We start from the raw sequence: 23,010 nt of genomic DNA on the forward strand, positions 1-23,010 counted from the left end.
AGCGGATCGGCTTATTTCGCACCCCTAATCGTTATGCACATCCCGCGTGCTCGCGAGTGCGCGGTCGCGCAGCTTGATGAGTTCGATGAGATAGACGTCCCGCGCCTTTTCCAGATCTTCCAGCGCGCGGCCATCGACCTGCGCGGCCATCTGTTCAACCAGCCGATCGATCACCTCGTCGGTCATCTCGGGATTGTCACGCTCGCAGGGGAAGGTGATCTTGTGAGACCTTTGCCACTCGAATGCCGCGCGTAGCCCTGCATCGTTCATGGCCATTGCGCGCGTCATGAACGGGCCGAACAGCGCGAGCCTCAGCCCGGCCGCATCCGTCATCGCACGATCGACCTCTTCGGTTGTGGCCACGCCTTCGGCAACGAGCTTGTAAGCCTCTGCGAACAGAGCCCGCTGGAGGCGGTTGCCAAGATGACCCAGTATCTCATTACGGCAGTGAAGCGGACGGTGACCCCATGCGCTGTAAAATGCGAGCGCCCAATCGATCACGTCCGTCGTGGTTTTCGCGCTGCCGACGACTTCGACCAGAGGGACCAGGTAGACCGGGTGAAACGGATGCCCGACGATAAATCGTTCCGGGACGACACAATCGACGCCGATTTCGCTCGGTGTGAGGTAAGAGCTTGACGACGCGATCACCACGTTCTCGCCGACACATTGGCTGATTTCACTTATGATGCGCCGCTTGCCATCGACGGATTCCGGAGCGGACTCCTGCACAAAATCGACGTCTGCAAATGACGAGTCGATGCGCGACCGAAATGCGATGCGGTCCGGCGACGCGGACGGCGCCAGACCCTTCGCTTCCATTGCCGGCCAGGCCTGCGTAATCTTGCGACGCATTCGGTCTTCAGCGCCGCTCCCCGGATCAACAGCGATCACATCGAGTCCGCGCGCCAGAAAATGCGCGGCCCATCCCGCGCCCATTGTCCCTGCGCCAACGAGGCCCACCGTCTTCACATCCTTTGGCGCTACACGCATAAGCCCAGTTCCATCACTCCTCACCGACACACGATCTCCTCATCCTCGGCTAACTGCGGGCGCTATCCCGAACGTATCGTTCAGCGGGTGGCACGCATCCAGATCATGTCAGCGTTGACCATCCGCCAAATCCTGCATTCCCGTCCCAAGGTGGGCTCGAGCACTCATCCACTTAAACCTAATGACCGAGCTGGCCCTCGCATCTAGGATAACGTTATGATGGCGGCTCATTTCATTATTTGCGGCTATCGGGAGTGTCGGCACCCCTGATAGCGCGCAGCAGAATGCCGATCTTGGTGGCCGAGCTGCTGGGCGCGCGAATTTCCCGCCGGGCGCATCCCAAGCTAATAACATAGCGAAGCACGCTGCCTCAGTCGCGGCGCCGATTCGTGCTGACCGCAGGCATTAATTACAATCCCAAACACGCTAGGTCGCGTTGACAAAAGACTTCAGCCATAGCCGTGCTGCGGCGAGATTGAGGAAGCTCTCGAACGACAGGACGGTTTTGTCGTAGCGAGTGGCGATGCGGCGTTGTTGCTTCAGTTTGCCGAACATCCGCTCGATGCGGTTGCGGTCCTTGTAGCGCCGATAGTCTGGATGGGCTGGGGCCTTCCGGTTCGATCGAGGCGGGATGATCGGCAGAATGCCGCGCATGAGCAGGTTTTCGCGGAACCGGTCGCCATCGTAGCCCTTATCGGCCAGCAGCGCCTTCGGCTTCGGTAGCGGCAGGGCCATCAGGTCATCGACGGCAGCGTAGTCCGATGCCTCGCCGCCGGTCAGGATGAACCCGATAGGCAGTCCTTGATTGTCGCAGCGGGCGTGGACTTTGCTCGTAAAGCCGCCGCGTGATCGACCAAAAGCCTGCGCAAGAGCCCCCCTTTTCCACCTATTGCCGAGACATGGCCGCGAACCGTGGTGCTGTCGATCATGTGCTGCCAGTCGTCGGTCAGCCCCAGATCGACCAGCGTTTGCAGCAGGGCATCCCAAACGCCCTGTTCGGCCCAGCGCCGGAACCGCACATAGACCGAGTTCCACTTGCCGTAGCGCTCATGCATGTCCCGCCAAGCTTTCCAATCCGGCACGTCCCGATAAGCGGTTCTGCAAAGCTGAGAAGCCAGCGCAACTTCTCCATGGTCGCCGTCGCGCGTCCTTCCGCCTCGATTTTCGCGAGCCACTCATCGGCCACCGCCTTGAACGAATCACCGCCCTCGAGGGACGCGATGCCGCTGGTCAGCTTCTTGTAGGCAGACGGGTTCAAGCCCTTATCGAGCATCTTGCCCGCATTCGCGCGCTTTTCCCGCGCTTCTTTGAGGGAGACCTCTGGATAGATGCCCAGCGCCAACGTGCCTCGCTTGCCTGCATGGCGGTAATCGAAACGCCAGTAACGCGCACCGTTCGGATGCATCAGTAGGTACAGCCCGTACATGTCGGCGACCTTGTAGGGCTTGTCGCGACACCTCAGTCTGCGGATGACGGCATCAGTCAGCATGACGGTACATTTCCCAAAAAATGTACCGTCAATGTACCGTCAGCAGCGAAAATTGACAACAAACTGGGACGGTCACGAGCGGACGATGTACCGTCAAAAGGCGCAGAATTCTGCTGTTTTTTGGACGCCTGCGGATGTGTGCGGAAGAGGCGATGGTGCCCAGGGACGGAATCGAACCGCCGACACTGCGATTTTCAGTCGCATGCTCTACCAACTGAGCTACCTGGGCATGCCCGCACGGGCGGGAAAGGCGGCCTATAGAGGCGGAGGCGGCGGGCTGTCCAGCCCATCTTCGCCGGTTTCGCGCGCGGGGATGCGATAGGACTCGCCGAGCCAGGCGAGCAGGTCGCGATCGCGGCAGCCCTGGCCGCAGAACGGGGCGTGGGGGGCGGCGGGGGGCTTGCCGCAGATCGGGCAGCGATCAGGCCTGGCGGAATTCGACATGGCCGGCGGATATGGCGAGCGAAGGGTCGGTGCGCAAGGCGACCGGGGCGCCGATGCGGCGGGCGAGGGTTTCCTGCCGGGTTATCAGGTGAAACACGACGGCGGAACTGGCAACCAGCGTGCAAAGCCCGGTGCCGGGCGTGCGTTCCGCGCGGCGGAGGAGAGCGAGGGCGGCGGCGAGGGCCGGGTCGTCGCGCAGCATTTCCAACAGCGAGGCGCGGGCGCGGCGGCGGACGACCTGCAGGAAACCGAAGCCGTTGACGGCGGTGCGTTCGAACGGCTGCGGCAGCGCGGCGTCGAGCGCGGCGGCCGCGGCGAGGCGGGCGGCGCGGTCCGGCACGGTCGGCAGGTCGATGCCGATCGAGCCGGCGATGCCGAAGCGGCGGATCGCCTCCCCCGCCGCCCGCGCGCCGGCGACGGCGAGCGCCGGGGCATCGAGCGTGCCGTCGACGTCGATCAGCGTCATCGCCGGGGTCAGCGCGATGCGCAGCCCGCCGCCGGGGAACGCGACATCGCCGGTCATCGCCGCGTCGAGCAGCTCGCTCCACCCGGCGGCTTCCAGCAGGTCCGGCTGGTGCGCGGCGAGGCGGCGGACCGGCAGGCCGGTGGCGGCAACCCGTTCGGCGAGCGCCGGGCCGGGCGCCGGGGCCGCACCGGCGGGGGCGGCGCGCAGGCGCAGGCGCTTCGGATGGCCCGGCTCGGCCAGCGCCTCGCGCGTCACCTCCGCCAGAAAAGTGCCGCCTTCGCTCAGCCCGGCGGGGACCGGTTCAAGCCAGGCTTCGAGATCGCCGCCGTCCAGCCGGGCGATGCCGCGCCGCCCGGGGACGAGCAGGCGGACGAGGCGGGCGGAGACGATCGCGCCGGCGCGCGGCGCCGGATCGTCCCGCTCGATCAGCGCCTCGACGATCGCGCCGTCTTCGACCAGCGCGGCGCGGGTTTCGCCGACGCCGTCCTCGACCAGCCACTCAGCCGGCGGCATGGCCGGCGACGGCGAGCAGCGCGCGGGTTTCGAACAGCGGCAGGCCGACGACGCCGGAATGGCTGCCCGACAGGAAGCGGACGAACGCCTCGGCGCTGCCCTGGATCGCGTAGCCGCCGGCCTTGCCGCGCCATTCGTCGCCGGCGAGATAGGCGGCGACCTCCGCATCGGTCAGCCGTTTGAACGCGACGACGCTGGTCGACAGGCGGTGGCGCGCGGCGCCGGCGGCGTCGACGAGGGTGACGGCGCTCAACACCCGGTGGCGGCGGCCGGAGAGCAGCGCCAGGCAGGCGGCGGCGGTCGGAGCATCCTCCGCCTTGGGCAGGATGCGGCGGCCGACCGCGACGACGGTGTCGGCGGCGAGGACGGTGGCGCCGGGGTGACGCGCGGCGACCGCCGCCGCCTTCGCCGCCGCCAGCCGGCGGGCATGGGCGGCGGGGAGTTCCGCCTTCAACGGCGTTTCGTCGATGGCGGCCGGATCAATGGCGTCGGGGATGATGCCGATGCGGGCGAGCAGATCGCGGCGGCGCGGGCTGGCGGAGGCGAGGATCAGCGGCATCGGCCGCCCCTGCCCGGCATGCGCCCGGCGGCGCCCGGCATTACTTGAAGCGGTATGTGATGCGGCCCTTGGTCAGGTCGTACGGGGTCAGTTCCACCAGCACCTCGTCGCCGACGAGAACGCGGATGCGGTTCTTGCGCATCTTGCCGGCGGTGTGGCCGAGAATTTCATGGTCATTCTCAAGCTTCACGCGAAACATCGCGTTCGGGAGCAGCTCGACCACCTGGCCGCGCATTTCGAGCAGTTCTTCTTTCGCCAAATTCGTGCCTCTGGACCTTGGAGGAATCAGGAAAAATCGCGCCGCCTTACCGCCGAAGCAGGAAAAAGGGAAGCAGGGGCGCGGGATGAGAGACTTGCCCCGGCGTAGGCGGGGATCTTGCGGCGGCGGGCTTTGCGGGGGAGATGCCGGCCTGCGCCGGCATGACGGGTGGCGGGCGGTTGGGCGGATGGATTGCTTCGCTGCGCTCGCAATGACGGTGGGGTTTGGGGGGCGGGGTGGCTTTTCTTTGGAGAGGCAGGGGCATAGGCAGGGGGAACTGAGAAGCAGGGGAGCGGGCGAGGATGCGGCATGAACAGCAGGCGGACCTGCCCTATCTGCGCAAGGTGGTCGGCGCGTCGATGGCCGGGACGGTTGTCGAGTGGTATGAGTTCTTCCTGTACGGCACCGCCGCCACGCTGGTGTTCGGCAAGCTGTTCTTTCCCGATACCGGCAACGAGCTGGACGGGATCATCGCCGCCTTTGCCACCTATGCCGTAGGTTTCATCGCGCGGCCGCTGGGCGGGGTGGTGTTCGGCCATATAGGCGACCGGATCGGCCGCAAGTCGCTGCTGCAATTCAGCCTGGTGCTGATCGGTGTCTCGACCTTCCTGATGGGCTGCCTGCCCAGTTTCCACACCGTCGGCTATTGGGCGCCGGTGATGCTGGTGACGCTGCGTTTCATCCAGGGCTTTGCGCTGGGCGGGGAATGGGGCGGCGCGGTGCTGCTGGTCACCGAGCATTGCCCGAACCGCAGCCGCGGCTTCTGGGGCAGCTTTCCGCAGGCAGGCGTGCCGCTGGGCAACCTGCTGGCGACGGTGGTGCTGCTGGTGCTGTCCGCCGCCCTGTCCGACGAGGCGTTCCTTGCCTGGGGCTGGCGGGTCGGTTTCTGGCTGTCGGTGGTGATCGTCGTCATCGGTTATTACATCCGCACCCAGGTGAGCGATTCCCCGATCTTCGAGGCGGCGAAGGCGAAGGCGGAACAGGCGGCGGAGGCGGGGTACGGGCTGGTCGAGGTCGTCCGCCGCTACCCGCGCGGGGTGTTCACGGCGATGGCGCTGCGCTTTGGCGAGAACATCGTCTATTACATGGTCGTCACCTTCTCGATCACCTACCTGCACCATCGCGGGGTCGACACGACGCGCATCCTGGCGTTGCTGTTCGCGGCGCATCTGCTGCACGTCGTCGTCATCCCGCTGGTCGGGACGCTGGCCGACCGGATCGGGCGGCGGCCGGTCTATGCGGCGGGGGCGGCGCTGACCATGGCGTGGCCGTTCCTGGCCTTTCCGTTGTTCGACAGCGGGGCGACGGCGATGATCCTTCTCGCGATCATGCTGGGGCTGGCGGTCCACGCGCTGATGTACGCGCCGCAGCCGGCGATCATGGCGGAGATGTTCCCGACGCGGATGCGCTATTCGGGCGTGTCGATCGGCTATCAGGCGACGGCGATCGTCGCCGGCTCCTGGGCACCGCTGATCGGCACGGCGTTGCTGCGCGCCTATGACGCGTGGCTGCCGATCGCGCTCTACATCCTGTTCGCCGGGGCGGTGAGCCTGGGCGCGGCGCTGTGCATGCGCGAGACGCGCGGCGCGTCGCTGGTCGCGATCGACGCGGAGGACCGGCGGCGGCTGGCAGCGGAGGGGTAGCGCGCGGGGTGCGGGCTTTAGAGTCTGTCCGTTTTAGGCGGCACCAGCCCGCTCCCCCACCCGGCCTCCCACATGATACTGCCGTTGGGAGGCCGGGTGGGGGAGCGGGCTGGTGCCGATTCCGTTTCAAACGGACAGACTCTAGGCTCCTGCTTTCGCAGGAGCGCGGTTTGGGGACGGGGGCGGCTGGCGGGCCGCCCCCGCTGCCCGATCAGTCGGGGACGACGGCTGTGGCCTCGATCTCGATCAGCGCCTCGTCCTCGATCAGGGCGACGACCTGGACGACGGCCATGACCGGGAAACTCTTGCCCATGATCTCACGATAGATCTCGCCGATGCGGCGGGCGTTGCGGAGATAGGCCTGCTTGTCGGTGATATACCAGGTCATCCGCACAACATGTTCGGGGCCGGCGTCATCCTCCGCCAGCAGGGCGACGAGGTTGCGCAAAAGCTGTTCGAACTGGCCGGGCAGGTCCTTCGCCTCGAACACCTCCTCCGCCGTCCAGCCGATCAGCCCGGCGACGTAGATCGTGCGCCCGCGCACCGAGATGGCGTTGGAGTAGCCCTTGGGACGCGGCCAGCCGGCCGGCAACAATACTCGCTTCATCACTTTTCCCTTGCTTGCGCGGCGGCGAGTGCCGCGCGCGCGATAACGACCTTCTGAACCTCGCTGGCGCCTTCGTAGATGCGCAGCGCGCGGATTTCGCGGTAGAGCCGCTCGACCATGTTGCCGCTGACCACGCCGGCGCCGCCGAATAGCTGAACCGCCTTGTCGATGGTCTGCTGCGCGGTGTCGGTGGCGTGGAGCTTGGCCATCGCCGCTTCGCGGGTGACGCGCGGCTGGCCGCTGTCCTTGGCCCAGGCGGCGCGGTAGATCAGCAGCGCGCTGGCATCGTTGCCCAGCGCCATGTCGGCGATCGCCGCCTGCGTCAGTTGCAGGTCGCCGAGCGGGGCTCCGAACAGCTTGCGGTTGACCGCGCGGTCGAGCGCTTCGTCCGTCGCCCGGCGGGCGAAACCGAGCGCGGCGGCGCCGACCGTCGAGCGGAACACGTCGAGCGTCGCCATCGCGATCTTGAAGCCCTGCCCCGCTTCGCCGATCAGATGATCGTCGGGGACGAAGCAATCCTCGAAGCGGATCGTCGCCAGCGGGTGCGGCGCGATCACGTCGATGCGCTCGACGACGGAGAAACCCTCGGTCGCGGTCGGCAGCACGAAGGCGGAGATACCGCGCGCGCCGGGCGCCTCTCCGCTATGCGCGAACACGGTCAGCACGTCGGCGATGGTGCCGTTGGAGATCCAGGTCTTTTCGCCGTTGATCACCCAGCCGCCGGCGACGCGGCGCGCCGTCGTCTCCATCGCCGCGACGTCCGAACCGGCCTTCGCCTCCGACAGGGCGAAGCCGGCGATCATCTCTCCGGCGGCGACGCGGGGCAGGTAGTTTTGCTTGACCGCTTCGGTGCCGAACAGGCTGATCGCACCGGTGCCGAGGCCCTGCATCGCGAAGGCGAAATCGGCGAGGCCGGCGTGATAGGCGAGCGACTGGCGGGTCAGGCAGAGGTTGCGCACGTCGAGCGCCTCGCTCGCCCCGCCATAGGCGGCGGGGACGGCGTGGCGCAGCCAGCCGGCGTCGCCGAGCAGGCGGACGAGGCGGCGGCAGTCGGCGTCGACATCGCCGCTCTCGGCATGGAGGGCGGCATCGTTTTCGCCGCACCACGCCTTCAGCGCGGCGAAATGGTCGCGGTTGTGGGGCGCGAAGAACGGCCAGTCGATGAAGCTCTGGTCAGCCATATCAATCGCCCTCGAACACCGGCTTCTGCTTGGCGACGAAGGCGTGATAGGCGCGTTCGAAATCCTTCGTCTGCATGCAGATCGCCTGAGCCTGCGCCTCCGCCTCGATCGCGGTTTCGATCGGCAGCGCCCATTCCATGTTGAGCTGGTTCTTGGTCATGCCGTGGGCGAAGGTCGGGCCGGAGGCGAGCATCTTCGCATAGGCGGCGGCTTCGCCGGCGAGCGCGTCGGCGGCGCAGACGCGGTTGTAGAAGCCCCAGCGTTCGCCTTCCTCGGCGGAGAAGGAGCGGCCGGAATAGAGCAGCTCCGCCGCCCGGCCCTGCCCGATGATCCGGGGCAGGATGGCGCAGGCGCCCATGTCCGCGCCGGCCAGGCCGACACGGGTGAACAGGAAGGCGGTCTTGGCGGCGGGCGTCGCGAAGCGGATGTCGGAGGCCATCGCCATGATCGCCCCGGCGCCGGCGCAGACGCCGTCGACGGCGGCGACGACCGGCTGCGGGCAGCCGCGCATCGCCTTGACCAGATCGCCGGTCATGCGGGTGAAGGCGAGCAGTTCCGGCATCGTCATCTTGGTCAACGGGCCGATGATTTCGTGCACGTCGCCGCCCGAGCAGAAATTGCCGCCGGCGCCGGTCACCACCACCGCGCGGACGGCGGGGGCGTAGACCAGCGCGCGGAACAGGTCGCGCAGTTCCGCATAGGACTCGAAGGTCAGCGGGTTCTTGCGCTCCGGCCGGTTGAGGGTGATTGTCGCCACCCTGTCGGCGAAGGCGAACGCGAAATGGTCTGGCGCATAGGTCGCCGGATCGAAACCGCTCATCATCTCTCCCTTTACATAACCTCGCCGCCGGCGACGACGATCGCCTGGCCGGTGACCGAGCGCGCGGCATCCGCCGCCAGCCATAGCACGGTCGCCGCCACCTCGTCCGGGTCGATCAGCCGGCCCTGCGGGTTGGTGCCGGTGAAAGTCGCCAGCGCCTCCGCCTCGGTGCGGCCGGTGCGCGCGACGATCGTCGCGATCGACTGGCGGATGATCTCGGTATCAGCATAGCCGGGGCAGACGGCGTTGACGGTGATCGCGGTGCCGGCCAGTTCAAGCGCCAGCGACCGGGTCAGGCCGAGCAGCGCGTGCTTGGTCGCGGCATAGGCGCTGACATAGGCATAGCCCTTCAGCGAAGCGGTGCTGGCGATGTTGACGATCCGCGCCGACGGCAGCGCGCGCATGCCCGGCAGCACCGCCCGGCAGGTGTTGACGCAGCCGATGACGTTGGTCCGCCACAAATCCGCCCACAGCGCGTCGTCGCCCTTTTCGAACGGCGCGGTGCGGACGACGCCGGCGCAGTTGACCAGCAGGCCGACCGGCCCCGCCGCCGCTGCTTCGGTGAAGGCCGCGGCGACGGCATCGCCGTCGCCGACGTCGCAGGCAAACGCCCGCGCGCCGGGCAGATCGGCGAGCGCCGCGTCGAGCCGGGCGCGGTTGCGCCCCATGATCGTCAGCGGGTGACCGGCGCCGGCCAGCGCGCGGGCAATGGCGAGGCCGATGCCGCTGCCGCCGCCGGTCACCACCGCATGGGGCAGAACCGTCATTTCAGCGGCGTCATCTGCGCCGCGCGCTGCAGGTTGAGCTTCAACTGGAAATAGCCGCTCAGATACTGCTTCGGCACAGGTGCGGCCGGATATTGCTGCTGCGCCGCGGCGCGGATCACCCAGTTGGGGTCCATCTGGTGCGGGCGGGCGAGCGCGCACAGATCGGCCCGGCCGGCGGCGATGATGCTGTTGACGTGGTCGATCTCGTAGATGTTGCCGACCGCCATCGTCGTCACGCCGAGCTCGTTGCGGATCTGGTCGGAGAATGGCGTCTGGAACATGCGGCCGTATACCGGCTTTTCCGCCTTGGTCACCTGCCCCGACGACACGTCGATCAGGTCGACGCCCGCCTCGACGAAGGCGCGGCTGATCTCGACCGCCTCGTCCGGGGTGACGCCGTCGTCGCCGACCCAGTCATGGGCGGAGATACGCACCGACATCGGCTTGTCGACCGGCCAGACCGCGCGCATCGCCCGGAACACCTCCAGCGGGTAGCGCAGCCGGTTCTCCAGGCTGCCGCCATATTCGTCGGTCCGCTTGTTCTGCGTCGGGCTGATGAAGCCGGAGAGCAGATAGCCATGGGCGCAGTGCAGCTCGATCATGTCGAACCCGGCGTCTTCGGCGCGCCGCGCGGCGGCGACGAACTGGTCGCGGATCTCGTCCATCGCCGCCCGGTCGAGCGGGACGGGCGCCTGGCTTTCCGGCAGATATTTGACGTCGGATGGCGCGACCACCTGCCAGTTTCCGCTTTCCAGCGGCTTGTCGATGCCGTCCCATGCCAGCCGCGTCGACCCCTTCGACCCGCTATGGCCGATCTGCATGCAGATATGGGCGTCGGGCGTGCGGTGGACGAAATCGGTGATCCGGCGCCAGGCGGCGGCCTGTTCGTCGTTCCAGATGCCGGTGCAGCCGGGCGTGATCCGCCCTTCCGGCGACGGACAGGTCATTTCGGTGAAGATGATGCCGGCGCCGCCGAGCGCGCGGGCGCCGTAATGGACGAGGTGGAAATCGTCCGGCATGCCGTCGACCGCCGAATACATCGCCATCGGCGACATGACGACACGGTTGCGCACCGTCATCCCGCGCAGCTTCAGCGGCAGGAACATCGGCGGCGACGGGCCTTCGGCCGGTTTGCCGGTTGCGGCTTCGACCAGCTTCGCTTCCAGCGCGGCCAGCCATTCGGGGTCGCGCAGGCGCAGATTCTCGTGGCTGACACGCTGGCTGCGGGTGAGCAGCGTGTAGGCGAACTGCATCGGCTCCATCTTCAGATAGCGGTCGAGATTCTCGAACCATTCGGTCGAGTTGCGCGCCGCGTTCTGGAGCTTCACCACCTCCAATTGCCGCTCGTCCCGGTAATCGTCGAGCGCGGTGTCGAGGGCGCCGGCCTTGTCGATGCCGGGGCGGTTCATCACCTCCGCCAGCTTGATCGCGTCTTCAAGCGCCAGCTTGGTGCCCGAGCCGATCGAGAAGTGGGCGGTATGCGCGGCGTCGCCGAGCAGGATGATGTTCTTGTAGTGCCAGGTGTTGCAGATGATGCGCGGGAAGTTGATCCACGCCGAGCCGCGGATATGCGCCGAATTGGTCATCAGCGGATGGCCGCCGAGATGCTCCGCGAAGATCTTCTCGCACAGGCGGCAGGTTTCTTCCTGGCTCATCTCCCCGAAGCCGGCACGCTCGAAGGTTTCCGGCCCGCATTCGACGATGAAGGTCGCGGTGTCCTTGTCAAACTGGTAGGCGTGCGCCCAGATCCAGCCCCATTCGGTGTTGACGAACAGGAATTTGAACGCGTCGAAGCGCTGGTGGGTGCCGAGCCAGACGAACTTGTTCAGCCGGACGTCGATGTCGGTTTCGAAATGCTCGTCGTAGCGGCGGCGCAGCTTGCTGTTGAGGCCGTCGGCGGCGATGATCAGGTCATAGTCGGCGAGGAACGCGCTGTCCGGTTCGACCTCGACCTCGAAATGCAGGTCGATATCCAGATCGCGGGCACGGTCCTGCAGGATGTTGAGCAGCCGCTTGCGGCCGATGCCGATGAAGCCGTGGCCGCCGGAGCGGATCGCCGTCTTCTTCTCGCCATCCTCGATGCGAATGTCGATGTCGTCCCAATGCGCCAGTTCGTCGAGCATCGCCTGGGCGCTGACCGGGTCGTTGGCGTAGAGATTCTCCATCGTCTGGTCGGAAAACACCACGCCCCAGCCGAAGGTGTCGCCGCTTCGGTTGCGTTCGAAAACCGCGATCTCGTGCGAGGGATCGCGCAGCTTCATCGAGATGGCGAAGTAGAGTCCGGCGGCGCCGCCGCCCACGCATGCAATCTTCATTGACCGCCTTCCGCTTTGGATGAAACGAATCCTAAAACGCCTTGAAATTATTTCAAGCATAAAATAATTATGCGGCGAAACCACCGGAGAAAACCCGTATGTCGTCTGCCGATTCCACGCGCTGGCCCAGCTTTTCCCCCGACGACCCGCTGCTGCTCGACGAGCTGCTGACCGACGAAGAGCGGCTGGTGCGCGACACCGCCCGCGCCTTCGCCGACGAGCATCTGGCGCCGATCGTTCTCGAGTCGAACCGGCACGAAACCTGCCAGCGCGAACTGATGCAGGCGTTCGGTTCGGTCGGGCTGCTCGGCCCGACGATCAACGGCTACGGCTGCCCCGGCGTCAGCTATGTCGCCTACGGGCTGATCGCGCGCGAGACCGAGCGGGTCGATTCGTCCTATCGCTCCGCCCTGTCGGTGCAGTCGAGCCTCGCCATGTACCCGATCTATGCCTACGGCACCGAGGCGCAGCGCGAGCGCTACCTGCCGAAGATGGCGACAGGCGAATGGATCGGCTGTTTCGGCCTGACCGAGCCGGATGCCGGGTCCGACCCCGGCGGCATGAAGACCCGCGCCCGCAAGGTGGCCGACGGCTATGTCCTGAACGGCGCCAAGATGTGGATCACCTCCTCCCCCTTCGCCGACGTGCTGGTCGTCTGGGCCAAGTGCGACGACGACAAGATCAGGGGCTTTATCCTGGAGCGCGGCGACGCCGGCCTGTCGACGCCGAAGATCGAGGGCAAGTTCTCGCTGCGCGCCTGGGTGACCGGCGAGATCGTGCTGAACGACGTGCATGTCCCCGAGGACCGGCTGCTGCCCGGCGTCGAGGGGCTGAAGGGGCCGTTCGGCTGCCTGAACAACGCGCGCTACGGCATCGCCTGGGGCGTGATGGGCGCGGCCGAGTTCTGCTGGCACGCGGCGCGGCGCTATGGCCTGGACCGCAAACAGTTCGGCCGGCCGCTGGCCCAGACCCAGCTTTTCCAGAAGAAGCTGGCCGACATGCAGACCGAGATTACCCTTGGTCTGTCCGCCTGCCTGCACGCCGGGCGGCTGATGGACGATCACCGGCTGGCGCCGGAGGCGATCAGCCTGATCAAGCGCAACAACTGCGGCAAGGCGCTCGACATCGCCCGCGTCGCGCGCGACATGCACGGCGGCAACGGCATTTCAGACGAGTTCGGCGTGATCCGCCATGTGATGAACCTGGAGGCCGTCAACACTTATGAAGGGACGCACGACGTCCACGCGCTGATCCTGGGCCGCGCCCAGACCGGGCTTCAGGCGTTTTCCTGAACCCGGGCCGGGGGCAGTTGCTCCATAGCGCCGGCGAGAGCGGCACCGCTCTCGTCGGCCAGCGCGGCATCGCGTAGCCGGCGGATCCGCTCGACCGCGTCGGGCGCGCCGGCGAGCGGCACGGCGGCGTCGACCACCGCGTTAAACCGGCTGAGGCCGCGTTCGAACGTGTCGCCATAGCCCTTGATCAGCCGCTGGGTGGCGACAATTTCCGCCGCCAGGGCGACGTCGGTCGCGGCGACGCGGCGGACCTTGTCCAGCCAGCCCTCGATCCGTTCCTGCTCGTGGATGTAGCGCAAGGTCGAGCGGCGCCAGCGCCGCATGCCGGCGAGCATGCACAGCATCAGGAACCAGCGCAGGCTGGTCGTCTGGACATGGCGGCCCTTCTCGAAAAAGGGCTGCAACCGCCGGCAGAGGCCGGGGCGCGACAGGATGGCGTTGCCGAGCCAGGCCGGCATCGTCTCGCACACTTCCTGAAGGCGCGGGTGCATATACTCGGTCAGCGTCATCAACTGGTCCTCGCCGAGCAGCACGTCCTTCTCGACCCGGTCCATGCGGGTGGCGCGCACCTTCAGGTCGGCGACGCGGATCGTGTCCTCGTAGCTCATCCAGAGAGCGAGGTGGCGCGCCGCCTCCCGCGTCAGGCGGAAATCGTCCTGACCGTTGTCGAGCGCGCGGATCGCGTCGAGCCGGTCGAGGTAGAACGCGGCATAGGCGCGGTCCTGATAGTCCATCAGCCGGCGGACGCCCTCGATCGCGAAGCGGTGGGCGGCGGGCGGCAGCGTCGCCGCGATGCGGGCGGAGAGCTCCGCCCCGGCCGCGGTCGTCGGCTCCGGCGGCTGCAGCGCCGCTTCGACCTCGTCCACCCGACTGCGGGCCCGCGCGGCGCCTTCCTCGAAACCCTTGAGGTTGGCGGCGACCGCCTTGCCGCCGTGGCGGATCGCCGCCTCGAACGCATCGCGTTCGAACGGCAGCACGTCACTGCCCGCCAGCGCGCCGAGCATGATCGCGCTGATCGCCGCGCCCGAGCGGGCCGAGGCGGCGTCCATGTCGAAGCCGATGAACCGCTTCGCCCGCCGCTCCGCCGCGTCGAGGATGCGTTCGCTGCTGCCCAGGCCGTTGCCCATCGCCGCTTTCTCGGAGATCGCGTAGATGCGGTGGGTCGAGCCGATCAGCGTCGTCCGTTCCGCCGAGACGAAGCCGCGCAGGATCGCCCGGCCCGCCTCCATCAGTTCCGACGCGACGACGACGTCGACGTCGCCGGGCACCGGCATCATCGCCAGCACCGGATCGGTGCGGTTGGCGCCGGCGGCGCCCTTGCGGACCATTTCGATGTAATAGACCGTCGAGCCGGTGCGCTGCGCGACGCCCGGCACCGACGTGCCCTGCGCCGTCCAGCCATTGGCGTTGGCGGTATCGAGGATCCAGTCGGCGAGCACACCGCCGCCCTGCCCGCCCAGCGCCAGGATGGCGATGGTGATGCGGTCGCGGTCCTGCGGGAAGGGGCCGCTCATCAGAACGCCCGCGCGGCGATGCCGCGCGCCTGCCGCCGCTGGAACCAGCCGATCACCGCGCCGCGCACCCGGTGCAGCGTGCGGTCCCAGCCGGTGGGATTGGAAATGATGCTGGCACGATAGAAACTGGGACAGAGCACCGCCGCATGCGCGACCTCCCCGCAATTGCCGCAGCCGACGCAGCTGTTGTCGATATGGGTGACCGGATCCTGCCGCAGCGGATCTGGATTGGCCTTGACGCTGAGCGACGGGCAGCCGGACAGGCGGATGCAGGCATGGTCGCCGGTGCAGGTATCCGGATCGACGCCGAAGCGGTCGCGGACGACGCGCTTGCCCTCCTTCACCGCCTTCGCCATCAGCGGCCGCTCGCGGCGCTGGCGGTTCAGCATGCACTCGGACTGGGCGACGATGACCTTCGGCCCCTTTTCCGGGCTGGTCAGCGCTTCCAGCATCGCGTCGCGCATCGCCGCGACATCGTAGGTGCGGGTCAGCGTGCGCGCCCAGCGGACACCCATGCCGCGCACCGCCTTTTCGATCGGGTTATTGGTCTTGCGCGTCGGGTTGTTGGCCTTGGACGACAGGATATCCTGGCCGCCGGTCGCCGCCGAATAGCCGTTGTCGACGATGATCGTCAGATTGTCGTCCTGGTTGAAAACGGCGTTGCCGATGCCCGAGGTCAGGCCGTTGTGCCAGAAGCCGCCGTCGCCCATCATCGCGATCGCGCGCCGCCCGCCCGGCCCCTCGCTCGGCTTGAACGCCGAGGCGGCGGCGGTGCCGAGGCCATAGCCCATCGTCGTGTTGCCGATGTGGAACGGCGGCAGGATCGAGAACAAATGGCAGCCGATGTCCGCCGAGACGTGGAATTCACCCAGTTCGCGCTGGACCAGCTTCATCGCCGCGAAGATCGGCCGTTCCGGGCAGCCGGTGCAGAAGCCGGCCGGGCGCGGCGGCACCACCTTCGCCAGTTCCGGCTCCGGCGGGACCGGGACCGGGACCTGCGGAGCCCGCTCCGGCGCCCATTTCCGGAGGAAGCCGACGATGCCGTCGTAGAGCACCTGGCCGGAATATTCGCCGGCGCGCGGCAGCAGTTCCTTGCCGATGATGCGGGTCTGGAGATCGGCCTGGCGGAGCAGCGTGTTCAGTTCGTGCTCGATGAATTCGGGCTGGCCTTCCTCGACCAGCAGCACCGCCGTCTTGCCGGCGCAAAAGGCGCGAAGCTCGTCCGGGATCAGCGGATAGGTGACGTTCATGCAATAGATCGGCACCTGCGCCGCGCCGTAGGCGTCGGACAGGCCGGCCAGTTCCAGCGCCCGGTTCAGCGTGTTGAACAGCCCGCCCTGGACGATGATGCCGATCGAATCCTGCTCCGGCCCGAAATGCTCGTTCAGCCGCTGTTCGGCGACGAAACGCACCGCCGCCGGCCAGCGCGTTTCGATCTTCTCGATCTCGTGCAGGAAATTGGCGGGGGGCAGCACGATGCGGTTGACGTCGCGGCGCGGGCTGGCCGCCGCCTCGCCCACCGTCAGCGGCGGGCGCTTGTTGTCGCGGGCGACGAAGCTGCCGGTGACGTGGCAGGCACGCACCCGCAGTTCCAGCATCACCGGGGTGTGCGATGCCTCCGACAGCTCGAAGCCCTTTTCGACCATGTCGACGATGCTGGTCAGGTTCGGGCGCGGATCGAGCAGCCACATCTGCGATTTCATCGCGAAGGCGTGGGTGCGCTCCTGCATGATCGAGGAGCCTTCGCCGTAATCCTCGCCGACGATGACCAGCGCGCCGCCGGTGATGCCGCCCGAGGAGACATTGGACAGCGCGTCGGAGGCGACGTTGGTGCCGACCACCGATTTCCACGCGACCGCGCCGCGCAGCGGATAGTTGACGGAGGCGGCGAGCATCGCCGCCGCCGCCGCTTCCGACGCCGAGGATTCGAAATGGACGCCGAGTTCGCGCAGCAGCGGATCGGCGTCGGCGAAAACGTCCATCAAGTGGCTGATCGGCGAGCCCTGATAGCCGCCGACATAGGCGACGCCCGCCTGGAGAAGCGCCTTGGTGACGGCGAGGATGCCTTCACCCTCGAACACCTCGCCGGCGCCGAGCCGGAGCTTCTCGACTTCCTTCTTGAAGGACCTTTCCGCCATTGCCTTACTCCGCGACCAGCGCGATCACGCGCAATGGGCTGCCCGAGCCGCCCTTGATCTTGAGCGGCGTCGCCACCACGACCGAGCCGGTCGCCGGCAACTGATCGAGATTCTGCAGGCACTGCAGGCCGTAGCGGCCGGCGCCGTGGAACAGCGCATGGGCCGGATAGGGCGGGTTGAGCAGATGCGCCTGGCCAGCGTCGGTGCCGATCGTTTCGACGCCGAAGCCGTGGGCATCGCGCTCGTCGATCAGGAAGCGCACCGCCTCCACCGACGGCCCGGGAGTGTGGGCGCCGTCCTCGCGCCGGTTGGTGTAGGCGTCGACCGGCAGTTTCGACCAGTCGGTGCGCAGCAGCACCCAGGCGCGCGGCGGAATGCGGCCGTGCTCGGCCTCCCACGCCTCGATGTCGGCGACGGTCAGCAGATAGTCGGGGTCGGCGGCGGCCTTGGCCGAGACGTCGATCACCACCGCCTGGGCGACGAACGCCTTCGGATCGATCGTGTCGAGGGTGTTGTCGGGCAGATCCTTGCCGGTCACCCAATGGACCGGCGCGTCGAAATGGGTGCCGGTATGTTCGCCGACGGTGAAGTTGTTCCAGTACCAGGCGACGCCGCGCTCGTCATAATGCGAGATCTCTTCCATCGAGAAGGGCGCGCACTGGCCGAACGGCGGCGGCAGGACCAGCGTCGGCGTGTCCGGCGACAGCGTCTGGGTCAGATCGACGGTGCGGATGGCGCCGGTGGCGACGGCGGCGGCGAACTCGGTCAGCGTGGCAAGCGACATGATGATCCTCCCGGGCGATGTTATCGATTCGAAGACTGCCTCAAAAAACGTGCAGATGCAACTTTTATGGTTGCATACCCCCGGCGATGTCGGGCAGCGTCCGCGCAGGACGGCGACTCCGCGGCCGCCGCCGCCCGTTGCCGCCGCGCGCCCGGCCGATTATGGCGTCACCCAAACAGGGAGTGCCCGTGGACAATCGTATTCTCGGCGATCCGAGCACCGAGGCGTTTCATGTCGAGAAATACCCGTTCTACCTGCTGAACCGGCTGGTCGGGCGCTATAACGGCGTGATCGACGGACGGCTGCGCGCGATCGGCCTCGACATCCCTTACTGGCGGGTGCTGATGATCCTGGGCGAGCGGGCGCCGCGCGGGGTGCGCGACATCGCCGACGCCGCCGTCATTCCGCTGTCGACGATGACCCGGATCATCCAGCGCATGGCCGCCGCCGGGCTGGTAACGCTGGCGAGCTGCGCCGAGGACGCGCGCGTCACCCATGTTTCGCTGCTGCCGCTGGGCGAGGCGAAGCTGGCCGAGGCGCGGCGCGCGACCGCGCCGGTCTATGCCCGGATCATCCGCGGCCTGTCGGCCCGCGATTTCGACAAGCTGATCGACCTGCTCGCGCGCCTCTATGCCAATCTCGACATGGACGAATGACCGGCATGGCCATTCTTAGGCGATTGTGCCTTTGACATACCCATGGACAAGATGATGTCCATCTCATAGCCTCTGCCCAAATGGGGGCTGGGACAGATGGCAATCTTTGAGACCTTCAAGCTGTCGGAATTGCGGCTTGATGAAGAGAATTTCCGCACTGGCTCCACCGCCAGTCAGCGGGATGCTATCCACGCCGTTATCGCGGACCAAAAGGAAAAGTTGGTCAATCTGGCGAAGGACATTTTGGTCGAGGGTGGTTTAAGTCCAGGCGAGCCGATTTGGGTTTTCCGTGACCCGGTTTCAAATTTCTACGTCTCTGTCGAAGGGAATCGGCGCGTCACTGCCCTCAAGTTGCTAGAGAACCCTAGCTTGGCTGATGGCACCGAGATCGAAAAGCCCTTTCGTGAACTGGCTAAGCGCTTTGCGGCGAGCCCCATTCGGGATCTTCAGGCGTGTGTTTTTTCATCCCGCGAGGAAGCAGCGCCGTGGGTCCGCAAACGGCACCTACGATCCGGCTCTGGCGTTGGCCTAGAGCCGTGGAAGCCGATGGCGAAGAACCGCGCGAATCGCGCGCATGGGGAGGATGCTGATAAGTCCTTGGCAGTTGTCGAGTTCCTGCAAGACGGGTCGGCCGATTGGGAAACGATTGCTGACGCGCTGGACCCTAAATGGACAACTGTCGACCGTGTGCTGAACACCGCGGCCATGAAAGATACACTAGGCATTCATATCGAGAAGAACGGCACCATCATTTTCGAAAATGGCGACGTTTCCGCTGGGCGGAAACTGCTTCGGCAGATCCTCGGAGAAATGACGCGCGCCGAGGTTGATTCTCGCAGCCTCGACAAAGTTGAAGATCGGGTCGCCTTCATAAAGCGGTTCGAGCATCTGGCAGTGAAAGCGAAGCCAGCAGCATCCAAGCCCGGCACTGGCAAGCCCGTCACGCCGTCGCCGCCACTGCCGAAGAGCAAGCCGGCGCAGCCGACGAAGCGGACCAAGCTGGACACTACAGCGCGAAAGACGCTGGCGCCGAAAACGGGAGCCCGCACGTTTCAAGTCGATGGTGTGCGACTGAACGGGCTCTATGCTGAATGCCGCAAGCTAGTGGTGGAGACGAACGAGAATGGGGCTGCGCTCTTGTTACGGGTTTTCATCGAGCTCAGCAGCGAGGCGCTGTTGAGCGAGAAGGGTATAGCGATCCCGCCGAGGTTCGCCGCGAAAGCGGCGAACTGGGATGACATCGGAATCCCCCTTTCGGTGAAAGTCAGCTGTGTGCTGGGTGTTCTCGACTCAACCGGGAAGGCAAAAAGCTACCAGCCTATTCGGGTGGCCATCGACCCTCAGAGCAATTCCATCGCCTCCATCAACACTCTGCATGCCTATTTCCATAACCGCGCTTTCAATCCGCTGGCCGGGGATTTGATGAAGGCCTGGGACGTGTGGGAAGGCTACCTGTCGGCGCTCCACGGTGCGCGATAATTCGCTGGCCATCACGCCAATCGGGCGATAACTGGCTATGTTCGACACCCCACTGAGATACCCCGGCGGAAAAGGTCGCCTTACCCAGCACGTCATTGATGTGATGGAAATGAACGACCTTGTAGGAGGTCACTATGCGGAACCCTACGCGGGCGGCGCGGGTATCGCGATCACGCTTCTCTATCTCGAATACGCCGACCACATTCACCTCAACGACCTAGACCTCGCGGTCTATTCATTCTGGCGATCGATAATCGACAACACCGAGGAGTTTGTGCGCCTAGTGCGCGACACCCCTCTCACCGTCGAGGAATGGCGCAAGCAACGCGCCCTGCAATACGCCAAGGCCGAAGCGGGCACGTTGGAGTTGGGTTTCTCGACCTTCTACATGAACCGGACGAGTCGGTCAGGCATCCTGCGCGGCGGCGTCATCGGCGGGGTCGAGCAAACCGGAAAATGGAAGATGGACGCCCGGTATAACCGAGACGAACTGATCAGGCGCATCGAGAAGGTCGCCAGCTACTCGAGCCGAATCAGCCTCTACAACCGAGACGCGTCGGTGCTGATTTCCGAGGTGCTACCGAACCTACCAGCCCGTTCGTTAGTCTACCTTGATCCGCCCTACTATCACCACGGCAGCAGACTCTACCACGCCAGCTACAAGCATGACGATCACGCGCGCATCGCCGGCCAGGTGAAAGACATTGGGCAGCGGTGGATCGTCTCTTACGACAACGTCGAACCCATCAGGGAACTCTACGCTGACTACCGGCAACAGACGTTCGGCCTTCGATGGACAGCGCAGCGCCGATATGACGGGGTTGAGGTCATGGTGTATTGTGACGATCTGGCGATGCCGGACGAGGTGCGTCCGTTCCGCGGCATGGCCGCATAGGAGAGCGCAATGACGGACAAAATCGAGGACGAGACGCTGTCCGAGGAAGAGATAGCGAGGCGGCGTGACGAGGTAGTCAAGCGGATGCTTGCCACCCCGCCACAGCCCAAGAAGCCCCCAAAGCCTAAGAAGAAGTAGGCCGCTTGCGGCTACGCGGCCGCGCTTCGATCAGGTCGCGCGTAGGTCAGACGCTTGCCCACCGTGCCCTGCACGGCAATTGTGGCCCGCTCCTGATCGCTAACCCCTAGTGTGCCGCGGTTACTGTAGCGGAAATCGAACTCGCGCAGATAGCGGTGAAGGTGCTGCTCGCCGCAGTGCTGATAGACGCCCTTCATCCCACGCTTGAAGATGCTGAAATAGCCTTCGACCGTGTTGCTGTGGATGCTGCGATCTTCGAGGTTCACATATTCGCCGCGCCCGTGGCTGGTCGTGCCGTGCGCCGCAAAGACGCTCGATACGTAGCGATAGCCGCTGTGTTCGTCGGTCATTACCTTGGCTTCGCGGGCGACGTTGGCTACCACTAACGGCATCAGCGTTGAAGCGTTCACGTTGTCGATCACGATGGTGCGGGCCTGTCCGCTGTCGCGGTCGACCAAAGCCAGAACCTTCATCTTGTGATGGAAGGCGCGCTTCTTCGGAGCGCCCTTCACGCGCCCGATAAACGTCTCGTCCACCTCGACCGTGCCGCCACCCGAACCCATCGGAGTTACATCGTCCGAGCGCATCGCCTCGCGAATGCGATGGGCCATGAACCAAGCCGTGCGGTAGGAACCGAAGCCGAGCATCCGAAAGAGCTGGTGAGCGCTGATGCCCTTCTTGCTCGATACCATCAGGTGCGTAGCAAGCAGCCACTTGTGCAGCGGAATATGCGAGCGCTCATAAACCGTCCCCATCGTGGCGGTGAACGGCTTGCGGCAGTCCTTGCACTTGTAGAGCCCGGCGCGGGTCGTCTTGCCCTGCATGAGGGTCGAATTACCGATGGTCCCGCAGTGCGGACACACGCGACCATCCGGCCAGCGGATTGCCTCGAAATGCGCCCTAGCGGCTTCCTCGTTCGTGTAGATCGGATCGGTGATATTAGTCATAGGCAGACACTACCCCTAGGGCATGGTATGTCAAGTGCACAATCGCCCATTCTTAAGGCTGGTTCCGACGGGCGGGGCAGGTTGCGGCTTGCAAGGTCGGCGCCCCATTTTATAGCTGAAATATATCGCGGCCTTGCCGCACCGGCGGGGGAAGGGACGTGGCGCGGCCGATCAGGGAAAAGCATGACGGCGCACTGACCGGACGGATGGACGTGCGGGTGTGGTTGCGCATGCTGAGTTGCACGACGACGATCGAGAAGCGGCTGCGCCGGCGTTTTTCCGAACGATTCGGCACGACGTTGCCGCGTTTCGACGTGCTCGCCGCGCTGGAACGCGAGGCCGACGGGCTGTCGATGGGCGAATTGTCCAAGCGACTGCTGGTGTCGAACGGCAACGTCACCGCGCTGGTCCGCCAGCTTGAGAAGGCGGGTTACATCACCAGCCGGCCGGCGCCCGATGACCGCCGGTCGTGGATCGTCTCGCTGACCGAAACGGGCCGGGCGCATTTCACCGAGATGGCCGCCGCCCACCACGCGTCGATCAAGAGCATGCTGGCCGGCGTGTCGCGCGAGGAGCTGGCCGCGCTCTACCGCCTGCTCGCGGTGATGAAGGCATCGATCGGCGCGGAACACGCCAACGGAGAGTTCGAATGAGCTTCGTCGCGCGGCGGCGGGTACGCTTCGCCCATGTCGATGCGGCCGGCATCGTCTTCTATCCGCGCTATTTCGAGATGCTGAACGCGTCGGTCGAGGATTTCTTCGCCAAGCATGTCGGCGTCGATTTCGCGACGCTGCACCTGAAGCGGGGCCTTGCCGTCCCGACGGTGAAGCTGGACGTCGATTTCGTGACGCCGAGCCGGCTGGGCGACTTTCTCGCCTTTCACCTGACCGTCGAGCGGGTCGGCGGCAGCTCGCTCCACCTGGCGGTCGAGGTGCGCTGCGACGAGGAGGTCCGGCTGCGCGCGGCCGTGGTCATCGTCTGCATGGCGATGGCGACCGGGCGGTCCCGGCCCTGGCCGGACGACGTGCGCCAGGCGTTCTGAACGAACCGGCATGTGTCCGCTTCGGGCGGCACCGCCCTCCAGCGCCATTCCAACGATGCCACGCATCGC

At 66.1% G+C, this 23,010-nt stretch carries 23 protein-coding genes, 1 tRNA gene and 1 pseudogene; 8 read left to right on the forward strand and 17 right to left on the reverse strand.

Annotated elements, in window-relative coordinates:
• Window positions 1-24: 24 nt before the first annotated feature.
• From E4A53_RS01220 to infA, 8 genes and pseudogenes are all read right to left on the reverse strand, one after another.
• Window positions 25-993 (reverse strand): 3-hydroxyacyl-CoA dehydrogenase NAD-binding domain-containing protein, encoded by a 969-nt coding sequence (locus E4A53_RS01220; protein WP_136161281.1) that lies wholly within the window; start codon window positions 991-993, stop codon window positions 25-27.
• Window positions 994-1,419: 426 nt separating this feature from the next.
• Window positions 1,420-2,057, reverse strand: a pseudogene (locus E4A53_RS01225) (IS5 family transposase); the annotation flags it as partial.
• A complete protein-coding gene (locus E4A53_RS01230) occupies window positions 1,940-2,482 on the reverse strand; it encodes an Arm DNA-binding domain-containing protein (protein ID WP_136161282.1) in 543 nt (180 codons plus the stop codon). The pseudogene E4A53_RS01225 and the gene E4A53_RS01230, both read right to left, overlap by 118 nt.
• A gap of 153 nt (window positions 2,483-2,635) precedes the next feature.
• Window positions 2,636-2,711: transfer RNA gene (locus E4A53_RS01235), tRNA-Phe, on the reverse strand.
• A gap of 26 nt (window positions 2,712-2,737) precedes the next feature.
• Entirely contained in the window at window positions 2,738-2,926 is a 189-nt protein-coding gene (locus E4A53_RS01240) for a DNA gyrase inhibitor YacG (RefSeq protein WP_136161283.1), read from the reverse strand.
• Complete coding sequence (locus tag E4A53_RS01245; RefSeq protein ID WP_136161284.1) at window positions 2,904-3,905, reverse strand: ribonuclease; 1,002 nt, start codon at window positions 3,903-3,905, stop codon at window positions 2,904-2,906. Before E4A53_RS01245 ends, E4A53_RS01240 begins: the two co-directional genes overlap by 23 nt.
• Window positions 3,892-4,464, reverse strand: a complete 573-nt coding sequence (locus E4A53_RS01250) for a Maf family protein (RefSeq protein ID WP_136161285.1) — start codon at window positions 4,462-4,464, stop codon at window positions 3,892-3,894. The genes E4A53_RS01245 and E4A53_RS01250 overlap by 14 nt, the downstream gene beginning before the upstream one ends.
• A gap of 40 nt (window positions 4,465-4,504) precedes the next feature.
• On the reverse strand, window positions 4,505-4,723 hold the full coding sequence (gene infA, locus E4A53_RS01255) for a translation initiation factor IF-1 (protein ID WP_010162480.1): 219 nt from the start codon (window positions 4,721-4,723) through the stop codon (window positions 4,505-4,507).
• 302 nt (window positions 4,724-5,025) lie between these two features.
• On the opposite strand from infA, the gene E4A53_RS01260 reads away from it, so the two are divergent.
• Window positions 5,026-6,366 carry an MFS transporter gene (locus E4A53_RS01260; protein ID WP_136161286.1) on the forward strand — a complete coding sequence of 447 codons (1,341 nt, stop codon included), beginning with the start codon at window positions 5,026-5,028 and terminating at the stop codon, window positions 6,364-6,366.
• A 211-nt stretch (window positions 6,367-6,577) separates the two neighbouring features.
• Here the strand turns inward: E4A53_RS01260 and E4A53_RS01265 are convergent, their stop codons facing one another.
• The 5 genes from E4A53_RS01265 to E4A53_RS01285 are packed head-to-tail and all read right to left on the reverse strand — an operon-like array spanning window position 6,578 to window position 12,056.
• Window positions 6,578-6,973 carry a RidA family protein gene (locus E4A53_RS01265; protein WP_136161287.1) on the reverse strand — a complete coding sequence of 132 codons (396 nt, stop codon included), beginning with the start codon at window positions 6,971-6,973 and terminating at the stop codon, window positions 6,578-6,580.
• Window positions 6,973-8,154 carry an acyl-CoA dehydrogenase family protein gene (locus tag E4A53_RS01270; RefSeq protein ID WP_136161288.1) on the reverse strand — a complete coding sequence of 394 codons (1,182 nt, stop codon included), beginning with the start codon at window positions 8,152-8,154 and terminating at the stop codon, window positions 6,973-6,975. The genes E4A53_RS01265 and E4A53_RS01270 overlap by 1 nt, the downstream gene beginning before the upstream one ends.
• A gap of 1 nt (window position 8,155) precedes the next feature.
• Window positions 8,156-8,974 carry an enoyl-CoA hydratase family protein gene (locus tag E4A53_RS01275; RefSeq protein WP_136161289.1) on the reverse strand — a complete coding sequence of 273 codons (819 nt, stop codon included), beginning with the start codon at window positions 8,972-8,974 and terminating at the stop codon, window positions 8,156-8,158.
• An 11-nt stretch (window positions 8,975-8,985) separates the two neighbouring features.
• Window positions 8,986-9,741: an SDR family NAD(P)-dependent oxidoreductase gene (locus tag E4A53_RS01280; protein ID WP_136161290.1), complete on the reverse strand. Its 756-nt coding sequence runs from the start codon at window positions 9,739-9,741 to the stop codon at window positions 8,986-8,988.
• The gene (locus tag E4A53_RS01285) at window positions 9,738-12,056 is read right to left on the reverse strand and encodes a bifunctional salicylyl-CoA 5-hydroxylase/oxidoreductase (RefSeq protein WP_136161291.1); all 2,319 of its coding nucleotides are present in this window, start codon (window positions 12,054-12,056) and stop codon (window positions 9,738-9,740) included. The genes E4A53_RS01280 and E4A53_RS01285 overlap by 4 nt, the downstream gene beginning before the upstream one ends.
• 98 nt (window positions 12,057-12,154) lie before the next feature.
• Here E4A53_RS01285 and E4A53_RS01290 point away from each other — a divergent pair, with 98 nt between their 5' ends.
• Window positions 12,155-13,348 (forward strand): acyl-CoA dehydrogenase, encoded by a 1,194-nt coding sequence (locus tag E4A53_RS01290; protein ID WP_136161292.1) that lies wholly within the window; start codon window positions 12,155-12,157, stop codon window positions 13,346-13,348.
• Here the strand turns inward: E4A53_RS01290 and E4A53_RS01295 are convergent.
• Genes E4A53_RS01295 through E4A53_RS01305 form a run of 3 tightly spaced genes read right to left on the reverse strand, consistent with a single transcriptional unit; the run spans window position 13,333 to window position 17,784 of the window.
• Complete coding sequence (locus tag E4A53_RS01295; RefSeq protein WP_136161293.1) at window positions 13,333-14,862, reverse strand: indolepyruvate oxidoreductase subunit beta family protein; 1,530 nt, start codon at window positions 14,860-14,862, stop codon at window positions 13,333-13,335. The two genes, E4A53_RS01290 and E4A53_RS01295, sit on opposite strands and share 16 nt — an antisense overlap.
• The gene (locus E4A53_RS01300; protein ID WP_136161294.1) at window positions 14,862-17,000 is read right to left on the reverse strand and encodes an indolepyruvate ferredoxin oxidoreductase subunit alpha; all 2,139 of its coding nucleotides are present in this window, start codon (window positions 16,998-17,000) and stop codon (window positions 14,862-14,864) included. The genes E4A53_RS01295 and E4A53_RS01300 overlap by 1 nt, the downstream gene beginning before the upstream one ends.
• A 4-nt stretch (window positions 17,001-17,004) precedes the next feature.
• Window positions 17,005-17,784 (reverse strand): cyclase family protein, encoded by a 780-nt coding sequence (locus tag E4A53_RS01305; protein ID WP_136161295.1) that lies wholly within the window; start codon window positions 17,782-17,784, stop codon window positions 17,005-17,007.
• Between the two features lie 188 nt (window positions 17,785-17,972).
• Here E4A53_RS01305 and E4A53_RS01310 point away from each other — a divergent pair, with 188 nt between their 5' ends.
• The 4 genes from E4A53_RS01310 (at window position 17,973) to E4A53_RS14975 (ending at window position 20,952) form a co-directional block, all read left to right on the forward strand.
• On the forward strand, window positions 17,973-18,440 hold the full coding sequence (locus E4A53_RS01310) for a MarR family winged helix-turn-helix transcriptional regulator (protein ID WP_239018078.1): 468 nt from the start codon (window positions 17,973-17,975) through the stop codon (window positions 18,438-18,440).
• A 96-nt stretch (window positions 18,441-18,536) separates the two neighbouring features.
• Window positions 18,537-19,919: a TroA family protein gene (locus E4A53_RS01315; RefSeq protein ID WP_136161297.1), complete on the forward strand. Its 1,383-nt coding sequence runs from the start codon at window positions 18,537-18,539 to the stop codon at window positions 19,917-19,919.
• Between the two features lie 37 nt (window positions 19,920-19,956).
• Complete coding sequence (locus tag E4A53_RS01320) at window positions 19,957-20,814, forward strand: DNA adenine methylase (RefSeq protein WP_136161298.1); 858 nt, start codon at window positions 19,957-19,959, stop codon at window positions 20,812-20,814.
• Between the two features lie 9 nt (window positions 20,815-20,823).
• The gene (locus E4A53_RS14975) at window positions 20,824-20,952 is read left to right on the forward strand and encodes a hypothetical protein (protein ID WP_275401785.1); all 129 of its coding nucleotides are present in this window, start codon (window positions 20,824-20,826) and stop codon (window positions 20,950-20,952) included.
• Between the two features lie 11 nt (window positions 20,953-20,963).
• Here the strand turns inward: E4A53_RS14975 and E4A53_RS01325 are convergent, their stop codons facing one another.
• Window positions 20,964-21,899 carry an IS1595 family transposase gene (locus E4A53_RS01325; RefSeq protein ID WP_136161299.1) on the reverse strand — a complete coding sequence of 312 codons (936 nt, stop codon included), beginning with the start codon at window positions 21,897-21,899 and terminating at the stop codon, window positions 20,964-20,966.
• 158 nt (window positions 21,900-22,057) lie between these two features.
• Between E4A53_RS01325 and E4A53_RS01330 the strand changes: the two genes are divergently transcribed.
• Together E4A53_RS01330 and E4A53_RS01335 are read left to right on the forward strand one after the other, a co-directional pair.
• Window positions 22,058-22,552, forward strand: coding sequence for a MarR family winged helix-turn-helix transcriptional regulator (locus E4A53_RS01330; RefSeq protein WP_239018079.1), 495 nt, complete (start codon window positions 22,058-22,060; stop codon window positions 22,550-22,552).
• On the forward strand, window positions 22,549-22,941 hold the full coding sequence (locus tag E4A53_RS01335; protein ID WP_136161300.1) for an acyl-CoA thioesterase: 393 nt from the start codon (window positions 22,549-22,551) through the stop codon (window positions 22,939-22,941). Before E4A53_RS01330 ends, E4A53_RS01335 begins: the two co-directional genes overlap by 4 nt.
• Window positions 22,942-23,010 lie beyond the last annotated feature (69 nt).

The sequence above is a fragment of the Sphingomonas flavalba genome (assembly GCF_004796535.1).
Lineage (GTDB): Bacteria > Pseudomonadota > Alphaproteobacteria > Sphingomonadales > Sphingomonadaceae > Sphingomonas_L > Sphingomonas_L flavalba.